Raw genomic sequence first — 9652 nt, 5'->3', positions numbered from 1 at the left:
GCCGTGCTGGCGGTGATGCCGTCCGACCACCTGATCCGCGAGGGCGAGGCGTTCCGCGCCGCGATCCGCACCGCCGCCGAGGCGGTGGCCGGGAAGGGAATCGCCGTGATCGGCGTCACCCCCACCGAACCGGCCACGGGCTATGGCTACATCAAGCCCGCGGTCAAGGGGACGCCGGGCGCGGTCAAGGTGCTGCGCTTCGTCGAGAAGCCCGACGAGGAGAAGGCCCACCGGCTGATCGCCGACGGCTGCCTGTGGAATGCGGGAATGTTCTGCTTCCGCGCCGGCTGGCTTCTGGAGGCGCTTGCCCAGGTCGAGCCGGAGGCGGTGCGGCTCGTCCGCGACGCGGTGGCGGCGATGAAGCCCGACCTCGGGATGCTCGTCCCGGGCGAGGCCTTCACCCGGGTCAAGGCGATCTCGTTCGATCACGCCTTCATGGAAAGGACCGACGCCGCCGTCGTGGTGCCCGCGGCCTTCCGCTGGTCGGACGTGGGTGACTGGAACGCGGTCTGGGCCGCCTCCGACCGCGACGCGGCCGACAATGCCGTGCGCGGCGACGCCATCGCGCTGGATGCGACCGGCAACCTGATCCATTCCGAGGACCGGCTGGTCTGCGCGCTCGGGGTCGAGAACCTCGTCATCGTCGAGACGCCGGATGCGATCCTCGTCGCCCCGCGCGAGCGGGCGCAGGAGGTGAAGGCGCTGGTCGGCGCGCTGAAGGAAAGGGGACGGCCGGAGGCGGTGGAGCACCTGAAGAACCACCGCCCCTGGGGCTGGTACCAGACCATGGACCTCGGCGACCGCTTCCGTGTGAAGCGGATCGTGGTGAAGCCGGGGGCGAAGCTCAGCCTGCAGAGGCACCACCACCGGGCCGAGCACTGGGTCGTGGTGCGCGGCACCGCCGAGGTCACGATCGGCGCCGAGAAGCGCATCCTGCACGAGAACGAGAGCGTCTATATCCCCCTGGGCGAGATTCACCGGCTGGCCAACCCCGGCCGCATCCCGGTGGAGATCGTCGAGGTGCAGACGGGCACCTATCTCGAGGAGGACGATATCGAGCGGATCGAGGACGAGTTCGGCCGCACCTGAGGCGCGGCCGATATGGTCACCCGCGAAGCGTGACGTTGACGGCGAAGGAGCCCTTCTCGCCCTCCATCAGGCTGAACTCGATCTCGTCGCCGACTGCGATCTTGTCCCAATCGTTGCCGGTCAGGCTGTCGCGCTGGAAATAGGCCTCGATGCCGCCGGCGGTGCGGATGAAACCGTAGCCGTCGTCGGCGAAGACCTGGGCGACGCGGCCGTGGTGGCGTTCGGGATGGCTCTTGACCTGAAGGCCCTTCATCTTGCGCACATAGTCGTCGAGCTGACGTCGCGCGGCGTCGAAGGCGTCGCGGATGGCGACATGCAGATCCTCGTGCGCGCCGAGATCGCCGGGCTTGCGGTTGACCACGATCACGCCGCCTGGCACCTCGGCATCGACCGCCACCTGATAGAGATGGCCCTTGTGCCCCCGCGCGCTGCGCTTCTCGACCACCACCCTCAGCGAGGTGATCCGGTCGAACACGCGTTCGAGCTTGCCGATCCTTCCGCGAATTTCGCCGGTGATCGTGGGCGAGGCATCCATGCCGTGAAAGACGATCTGCGGTTCCGTCTGCATCGCTTCCTCCGTTCCCTTCACCGCGATCATCGCCGGCGCGGCAGAGGGCGCATTGACCGGGATCAGGGCCGGCGTCCGTCCATGCGGTATTACGGCCGCGGTGTTCGGGTGATGCAAACCAGCCGAAGGAGGCCGCGATGAGCGCGTTCGGACTGAGAATCATCGACGAGGCGGTGCAGGCCGCGAATCTCTGGATCAACGAGGTGGACGCCCGGATGGGCTGGAATGACAAGCAGCGCAGCTACCGGGTGCTGAGGGCCGTTCTGCACGCCATGCGGGATCACCTTACGGTGAACGAGGCGACCGACCTCGGTGCGCAGTTGCCGACGCTGATCCGTGGCATCTACTACGAGGGGTGGAACAGCGCGAAGAACCCGGCGCGGATGCGCCACGCGGCCGATTTCGTCGCCGCCGTGCAGGCCGCCTACGGGGTCGAACCGCTAGGCCAGGTCGATCATGTCGTGCGCGCCGTCATCGACCTCCTCGACAGCCATGTCACGGCAGGCGAGATGAAGGACGTGCGCGAGGCCTTCACGAAGGAGATCCGCGCACTCTTCGGCGTCGGGTGAGGGCGCTCAGAGAAGCGACTTCGCCTTTGCCGCCACCGCCTCTGCGGTGATGCCGAATTCTGCATAGAGCCGTTCGGCCGGGGCCGAGGCGCCGAAGCCCTCCATGCCGACGAAGCCGGACTTCGCCTCGCGCCCGCGTTCGCCCAGAAGCCAGCGGTCCCAGGGTTGGCGCACGGCGGCCTCGACGGCCACGCGCACCGGTCCTGCGGGCAGGACCTTGCGGCGATACTCCTCGGGCTGGGCGGCGAAGAGTTCCATGCAGGGCATGGAGACGACGCGGGTGCCGATGCCCTCGGCCTGGAGAAGGTCGCGCGCCTTCAGCGCGATCTCCACCTCGGAGCCGGTGGCCATGAGGATCGCCTGACGTCGCCCCTCGGCCTCGCGGAGCACATAGGCGCCCTGCGCGGTCAGGTTCCGGGCGGTGTGCAGCGTGCGCACCGTCGGCAGGTTCTGGCGGCTGAGCGCCAGCACCGAGGGCGTGCGGTCCGAGGTCAGCGCGAGTTCCCAGGCCTCTGCCGTCTCGATCAGGTCGGCGGGGCGGAACGTCCAGGTATTGGGCGTCGCCCGGCAGATGGCGAGGTGTTCGACCGGCTGGTGGGTCGGCCCGTCCTCGCCGAGGCCGATGGAATCGTGGGTCATGACATAGACCGCCGGCACGCCCATCAGCGCGGAAAGCCGCATCGCGCCACGGGCATAGTCGGTGAAGCAGAGGAAGGTGCCGCCGTAGGGCCTGACGCCGCCATGCAGCGCCATGCCGTTCATCGCCGCCGCCATGCCATGTTCGCGGATGCCGAAGTGGATGTAGCGGCCCTTGCGGTTCTCGGCGTTGAAGATGCCGAGGCCGCCGGTCATGGTCAGGTTCGATCCGGTGAGGTCGGCGGAACCGCCGATGGTCTCCGGCATCACGGCGTTCACCACTTCCAGCACAAGCTCGGACGCCTTGCGGGTGGCGACCTTGGGCTTCAGGTCCGAATTCTGTTTCTTCAGGGCGCGGATCGTGGGGCCCAGCTTCTTCGGCGCCGCACCGGCGATCTGGCGGTCGAACTCCGCCCGCCGCGCCGCGGGCAGGGCGGCGAGCCGGGATTCCCAGTCCTTCCGGGCGGCCGCACCCCGCGTGCCGAAGCCGCGCCAGGCCTTCAGGACCTCGGCAGGGATCTCGAAGGCGGGGTAGGGCCAGCCGTAGATCTCCCTCGTCGCCCTGATCTCGTCGGGGCCGAGGGGCGAGCCATGGGCGCCGGCGGTGTCCTGCTTCTTCGGGCTGCCGAAGCCGATATGGGTCTTGCAGTCGACCAGCACCGGGCGGTCGGATTTCCTTGCCTCGGTCAGAGCCCGGTCGATGTCGTCCGGGTCGTGGCCGTCGCAGGACAGAACCGTCCAGCCCGAGGCCGCGAAGCGCGCGCGCTGGTCGGTGATATCGGAGAGGCCGATCTTGCCGTCGATGGAGATGTTGTTGTTGTCCCAGAGGACGATGAGCCGACTGAGCTTCTGCATCCCGGCAAGTCCGATCGCCTCCTGGCTGATGCCTTCCATCAGGCAACCGTCCCCGGCGATGACCCAGGTGTGGTGATCGACGACCTTCCGGCCGAAGCGGGCGCGCATCGATTCCTCGGCGATGGCGAAGCCGACCGCGTTCGAGAGGCCCTGGCCAAGGGGGCCCGTCGTCGTCTCGACGCCCGAGACATGGCCGTATTCCGGATGGCCGGCGGTGATCGCGCCCCATTGGCGGAAGGCCCTGATCTGGTCGAGGGTCATGTCCTCGTAGCCGGTCAGGTAGAGAAGCGCGTAGATGAGCATCGAGCCGTGGCCGGCCGAGAGGATGAAGCGGTCACGGTCCGCCCAGCGGGGCGCCGAGGCATCGAATTTCAGGTGTTTCGAAAAGAGCACGGTCGCCACGTCGGCCATGCCCATCGGCATTCCGGGATGGCCCGAGTTCGCGGCCTGGACGGCGTCCATCGCCAGGGCGCGGATCGCGCAGGCGTTCATCCAGTGCTGGGCGTGCTTTTCGCGAAGGGTGGCGATGTCCACGGGGGCGATCCTCATCTTGGGCGGAGGGGACGGGCGGTCTGCCCGCAGGAGAAGTCGGCCGCTTGATAGCAGCCTCGTGCGCGAGTTCAAGCGCGCGGGCTAAGGGCTTGGTCCGAAAGGGGGAGAAATCGGCGTTTGCTTTGGTCTAAACTCGGGCCAGGCGGGGGCGGTGGCGATTCGCGGCAAGCAGGCGACGGACGGCTCTCCCCGCGCGACGGAAATCAAACGAGGCCCGCCAAGGGCCGGGGGCTTGAGGACATGAGCGACATTGCCGAGTTGGAACGCCGCATCTCTGCCGCGCTCGCGCGGATCGAGGCGGGGGTGGAGGTGCTGGGCGCGGTGCCTGAAGAGGCCGCACCTGCCGCACGCGACGAGGCCGGGACCGCGCGCCTGACCGAGGAGCTTGAGGCCGAACGCGCGGCCAACGCACAGCTCACCGAGCGGGTGCGCGCGATCAAGGAGAAGCAGGAGACGATGGTCGGGGCGCTCGAGAAGAAGGTGGAGCGGCTGACGGCACAGATCGACGCGGCGGATGCGGAAATCCGGCGTCTGAAGCAGTTGGGCGACGAACTGACCGAGACCAACCGCGCGCTGACCGCGGCCGCGGCGGCGGGGGTGGCGGAGCCCGCGCTGATCAACCGGTCGCTGATGAGCGAGCTTGACGCGCTCAGGGCGCAGCGCGCCGCCGAGATCGCCGAGATGGACGGGATTCTCGCGGAACTGAAACCGCTGATCGGAGAGGTCGCCTGATGCCGGAAGTCCTGATCACCATTGGCGGGCGCCAGTTCGAGGTCGCCTGTCAGGACGGCGAGGAGCATTTCCTGCGCTCCGCCGCCCGGATGCTCGATGCCGAGGCCTCCGTCCTTGTCGGCCAGATCGGCCGGATGCCCGAGGCGCGGATGCTCCTGATGGCGGGGCTGATGCTCGCCGACAAGACGGCGGGGCTGGAGGACCAGTTGCGCGCCGCCGAGGAACGCGCCGTCGTCGCCGAGCGCGTCGCGACCAACGCGCGGGCGAACCCCGAGCGGGTGGAGGTCCCGGTGATCCCGCAGATCGTCACCGACAGCTTCGCCGAGATCGCGGCGCGGGCAGAGGCGCTTGCCGCGCGCATCGAGGAGCGCGCGGGCGCGTGACGCGGCGAGGCAGGGCGGGACTTCCGCGCCGCGGCCGGAAGGCTCAGGCGTTCGCGGCCCTGATCTGGTCGGCCGCATCCTTGTTGTAGGTGATACCCTTGGCTTCGAAGAGCTGGTCAAGTTCGCCCGACAGCGTCATTTCGGTGACGATGTCGCAGCCGCCGACGAATTCGCCCTTGACGTAAAGCTGCGGAATCGTCGGCCATTCGGAGAAGTCCTTGATGCCCTGGCGGATATCGGCATCGGCAAGGACGTTGACGTCCACATAGTCCACGCCCATGAAGTTAAGCACGCCGGCGACGCGGCTGGAAAAGCCGCACTGCGGCATCATCTTGGTGCCCTTCATGTAGAGGACGACGTCGTTCGTCGTGACGGTGTCGCGAATCTGGTCAACTGCGGTGGTCATGTCTGTTCACTCCGGTGCCTTGGTGGTGAGCGCAAGCGCATGAAGTTCGCCCTGCGATCCCTCCATCTTGCCTTTCAGCGCGGCATAGACCGCGCGCTGCTGCTGAACGCGGTTCAGTCCGCGGAAGCTTTCGTCTTCCACATAGGCCGCGAAATGCGCGCCGTCATCGCCCTGAACCTCGATCCGCGCCTTCGGGAAGCTCTCGCGGATAAGGATTTCAATCTCTTCGGCGGTGATCGGCATGGGTCTCTCCTGTCTTGGCCCGAATGTAAGCCCGGCCGCAAGGCGCCGCAAGGTGGCGCCGGGGGCGATCTGGTCGCCTCCGGCAGAGGTATCCGGGGCAAGATGAATGCCGCCAGTCAGAAGAGCGCCGTCTCGAAAGCCGCGCGGTAGAGGCGCGAGAGATCGGCGAGCGGCGCGGAGGAGGCGTCGAGGCGCACCGCGTTGCCGCCGAACTGGCCGACCAGAGCCAGCGGCACGCCGGCCGCCTTCGCCGCCGCCGTCAAGGGCGCCAGATCGGCTTGCCGCACCGCGACAAGATAGCGCGCCTGATCCTCGCCGAAGAGGAACGCGGTCTCGCCCGCGTCGATCGCCACACCCAGGCCCGCGGCCTCGGCCATCTCGAAAGCGGCGAGGGCGAGTCCGCCGTCGGAGAGGTCGGTCGCGGCCCGGACGAGCTTGCGGTTCGCCCGCAGGAATTCTCCGTTTCTCCGTTCGGCGGCGAGGTCCACATGCGGCGCGTCGCCCTCCTCGCGGCCGAAGGCCTCGGCGAGGAGCGCGGACTGGCCGAGATGGCCCTTCGTCTCGCCGATGACCACCGCGAGGTCGCCCTCGGCCGGTTGCCCCGCGATCAGCTCGTCGAGCGATTTCAGGAGGCCCACGGCGGCGATGGTTGGCGTCGGCAGGATACCGGTGCCGTCGGTCTCGTTGTAGAGCGAGACATTGCCCGAGACGATGGGCATGTCGAGAGCGAGACAGGCCTCGCCGATGCCTTTTATGGCGCCGACGAACTGGCCCATGATCTCGGGCTTCTCGGGGTTGCCGAAGTTGAGGTTGTCGGTCGCGGCAAGGGGCAGGGCGCCGACGGCGGTCAGGTTGCGCCAGGCCTCGGCCACCGCCTGCTTGCCGCCTTCGACCGGGTTGGCCTTGACGTAGCGCGGCGTCACGTCCGAGGTGAAGGCGAGCGCCTTCTTTGTGCCGTGGACGCGCACCACGCCCGCGCCCATGCCGGGCGTGCGGATCGTGTCGGCGCCCACCTGGCTGTCATACTGTTCCCAGACCCAGGACTTGTGGGCATGGTTGGGCGAGCCGATCAGCGCCTTCAGCCCTTCGATCGGGTCGATCTTAGGCGCGTCCTTCAAGGGGGCAGGGGCAGGCGTCGGCACCCAGGGCCGGTCGTACTCGGGGGCGGAGGAGGACAGCTTCGACAGGGGCAGGTCGGCCTTCACCTCGTTGCCGTGCAGGATCAGGAAGCGGTCCTCGGGAATCGTCTCGCCGACGATGGCGAAGTCGAGATCCCATTTCTCGAAGATCGCGCGGGCGACGGATTCCCTTTCCGGCTTCAGCACCATGAGCATCCGCTCCTGGCTTTCCGACAGCATCATCTCGTAGGCGGTCATGTGCGCCTCGCGCTGGGGCACACGGTCGAGGTTGAGCCGGATGCCAAGGCCGCCCTTGTCGCCCATCTCGACGGCGGAGCAGGTCAGGCCTGCCGCGCCCATGTCCTGAATGGAAATCACCGAGTCGGAAGCCATGAGTTCGAGGCAGGCTTCCAGCAGGCATTTTTCGGTGAAGGGGTCGCCCACCTGCACCGTCGGGCGCTTTTCCTCGATCGTGTCGTCGAATTCGGCGCTCGCCATCGTCGCGCCGCCGACCCCGTCGCGGCCGGTCTTCGCGCCGAGATAGACCACCGGCATGCCGACTCCGCTCGCGGCGGAGTAGAAGATCCTGTCGGCATCGGCGAGACCCGCCGCGAAGGCGTTCACAAGGCAGTTGCCATTGTAGCTTTTGTGAAACCGGACCTCGCCCCCGACATTGGGGACGCCGAAGCAGTTGCCGTAGCTGCCGACGCCCTCGACCACGCCCTTCACCAGATGCGCGGTCTTGGGGTGATCCGGCAGGCCGAACGACAGCGAATCCATCGCCGCGATCGGCCGCGCGCCCATCGTGAAGACGTCGCGCAGGATGCCGCCGACGCCGGTCGCGGCCCCCTGGTGCGGCTCGATATAGGAGGGGTGGTTGTGGCTTTCCATCTTGAAGATGACGGCCTGGTTGTCGCCGATGTCGACAACGCCCGCATTCTCGCCGGGGCCGCAGATCACCTGCGGGCCCGTGGTGGGCAGGGTGCGGAGCCACTTCTTCGAGGACTTGTAGGAACAATGCTCGTTCCACATGGCCGAGAAGATGCCGAGTTCGGTGAAGGTCGGGACCCGGCCGATGATCTGAAGGATGCGCTGGTATTCGTCGGGTTTCAGTCCATGCGCGGCAATCAGATCCTCGGTGATCGCTGGTTCCTGCATCTCATCCCCCGGGAGCTTCGCGGTTGCGGCGTCTTTTAGGGGCAAGGGGGGGCAGAGGAAAGGCCCCGGCATGCGGCGGCCGGGAAAAATTCGGGACCGGAGCGCAGGGTGGCCATGGCCGGCGCCGCAGGGTCGGGGCGGCCGACAGCGGGGCGATCCCCGGCCGGTCCGGAGCGATTGCGAAAAAAAAGGCCGAGACAAAGCTCGGCCCAAGTCCAACAGGGAGGTAGAAGGCGCCGAGAGTTGCCTCAACCGTCGCCTTCAAGCCCGATTTATGGGCGGTATGCGAATGGCGCAAGGGAAATCATGCCGCAGGTGCAACATGGCCGTTATGCGTTGCAAACATGCCTCACGGCAACCGGGGGTTGCGCCGCTCACTGTCCGGAGTCGTCGATGCGCCGCTTGCGGTAGGCGATGATCTCTTCCATCACGAAGTCTCGGAACGCGGCAACCCGCTTGGAGTGGCGCAGTTCCTCGGGGTAGGCGAGGAACACCGGCACGTCGCTCGACTCGATCGCCGGAAGAACCCGTTCGAGCGTCGGGAAGTCCTCGGTCAGGTAGTCGGGGAGGACGCCGATGCCGAGGTTGTAGAGAACGCCCTGCAGCACCCCGTAGTAGTTGTTGACCGTCAGCGTCGACCGGATGTCGTTGGCCAGGAGACTTTCGACGAGCGCGGCGCCGGCGGTCACCTGCGGCGTGGTCGGGTTCTGGCTGATGAGCCGGTGGTGCGACAGATCCTCCACCCCGGCCGGCCGCCCGGCGCGGTCGAGGTAGTCGGGCGTGGCGTAAAGGCACATCCGGATGTTCATGAGCCGGCGGCGGATCAGGTCGGCCTGGCTCGGCTCCTTCATCCGGATCGCCACGTCGGCCTCGCGCATCGGCAGGTCGAGCACCCGTTCCTCGAGCATCAGGTCGATCTTGAGATCGGGATACTTGTCGTAGAGCTTGACGAGGCGGGGCGCGAGCCAGAGCGTGCCGAAGCCGGTCGTCGTCGTGACGCGCAGTTCGCCGAAGACCTCCTCCTCGCTGTCGCGGATGCGGGCGGCGGCTGTCTCCAGCCGGCGGTTCATCGACGAGGTGGCGTCGAACAGAAGTTCCCCCTGTTCGGTGAGAATCAGGCCCCGCGCATGGCGGTGGAAAAGGGTCGTGCCGAGGCTCTCCTCAAGCGCGCGGATCTGCCGGCTCACCGCCGATTGCGACAGGTGCAGCGCCTCGCCCGCATGGGTGAGGCTGCCGGCGTCGGCGACGGCGTGAAATATCCTGAGCTTGTCCCAATCCATCCCGAAACTTTCGCACAAACGGCTGACGTGAGTTATTACGGAATTTCGCGGTTCAAGGAAACA

General features: G+C 67.5%; 10 protein-coding genes. 4 read left to right on the top strand and 6 right to left on the bottom strand.

Annotated elements, in window-relative coordinates; all coding sequences use genetic code 11:
- Nucleotides 1-1089 (top strand): mannose-1-phosphate guanylyltransferase/mannose-6-phosphate isomerase (locus ACMUOO_RS06960; RefSeq protein WP_413854964.1); only part of this gene is annotated, 1089 nt, incomplete at its 5' end.
- 16 nt (nucleotides 1090-1105) lie between these two features.
- Here the strand turns inward: ACMUOO_RS06960 and ACMUOO_RS06955 are convergent.
- Entirely contained in the window at nucleotides 1106-1657 is a 552-nt protein-coding gene (locus ACMUOO_RS06955) for an HPF/RaiA family ribosome-associated protein (protein WP_301920009.1), read from the bottom strand.
- Between the two features lie 137 nt (nucleotides 1658-1794).
- On the opposite strand from ACMUOO_RS06955, the gene ACMUOO_RS06950 reads away from it, so the two are divergent.
- Nucleotides 1795-2226, top strand: coding sequence for a DUF2267 domain-containing protein (locus ACMUOO_RS06950; RefSeq protein ID WP_301920010.1), 432 nt, complete (start codon nucleotides 1795-1797; stop codon nucleotides 2224-2226).
- Nucleotides 2227-2232: 6 nt separating this feature from the next.
- Here the strand turns inward: ACMUOO_RS06950 and tkt are convergent, their stop codons facing one another.
- On the bottom strand, nucleotides 2233-4251 hold the full coding sequence (tkt, locus tag ACMUOO_RS06945) for a transketolase (protein ID WP_301920043.1): 2019 nt from the start codon (nucleotides 4249-4251) through the stop codon (nucleotides 2233-2235).
- Between the two features lie 258 nt (nucleotides 4252-4509).
- On the opposite strand from tkt, the gene ACMUOO_RS06940 reads away from it, so the two are divergent.
- Both ACMUOO_RS06940 and ACMUOO_RS06935 read left to right on the top strand, forming a co-directional pair.
- The gene (locus tag ACMUOO_RS06940) at nucleotides 4510-5001 is read left to right on the top strand and encodes a hypothetical protein (protein ID WP_301920011.1); all 492 of its coding nucleotides are present in this window, start codon (nucleotides 4510-4512) and stop codon (nucleotides 4999-5001) included.
- Nucleotides 5001-5384, top strand: a complete 384-nt coding sequence (locus tag ACMUOO_RS06935; RefSeq protein ID WP_301920012.1) for a cell division protein ZapA — start codon at nucleotides 5001-5003, stop codon at nucleotides 5382-5384. Before ACMUOO_RS06940 ends, ACMUOO_RS06935 begins: the two co-directional genes overlap by 1 nt.
- A 43-nt stretch (nucleotides 5385-5427) precedes the next feature.
- Here the strand turns inward: ACMUOO_RS06935 and grxD are convergent, their stop codons facing one another.
- The 4 genes from grxD to ACMUOO_RS06915 all read right to left on the bottom strand — a co-directional run bounded on the left by grxD (nucleotide 5428) and on the right by ACMUOO_RS06915 (nucleotide 9589).
- Nucleotides 5428-5790, bottom strand: coding sequence for a Grx4 family monothiol glutaredoxin (grxD, locus tag ACMUOO_RS06930; protein ID WP_301920013.1), 363 nt, complete (start codon nucleotides 5788-5790; stop codon nucleotides 5428-5430).
- 6 nt (nucleotides 5791-5796) lie between these two features.
- Nucleotides 5797-6033 (bottom strand): BolA/IbaG family iron-sulfur metabolism protein, encoded by a 237-nt coding sequence (locus tag ACMUOO_RS06925; RefSeq protein ID WP_301920014.1) that lies wholly within the window; start codon nucleotides 6031-6033, stop codon nucleotides 5797-5799.
- A gap of 116 nt (nucleotides 6034-6149) precedes the next feature.
- On the bottom strand, nucleotides 6150-8309 hold the full coding sequence (gene purL, locus ACMUOO_RS06920; protein WP_413854963.1) for a phosphoribosylformylglycinamidine synthase subunit PurL: 2160 nt from the start codon (nucleotides 8307-8309) through the stop codon (nucleotides 6150-6152).
- A 374-nt stretch (nucleotides 8310-8683) separates the two neighbouring features.
- On the bottom strand, nucleotides 8684-9589 hold the full coding sequence (locus tag ACMUOO_RS06915) for a LysR family transcriptional regulator (RefSeq protein WP_301920016.1): 906 nt from the start codon (nucleotides 9587-9589) through the stop codon (nucleotides 8684-8686).
- Between the last annotated feature and the right edge of the window lie 63 nt (nucleotides 9590-9652).

Source organism: Albidovulum sp. (genome assembly GCF_041919395.1).
Lineage (GTDB): Bacteria > Pseudomonadota > Alphaproteobacteria > Rhodobacterales > Rhodobacteraceae > Albidovulum.
Note: the sequence above shows the minus strand (reverse complement) of the source record. Positions and strands in the feature narration are given on the sequence as shown.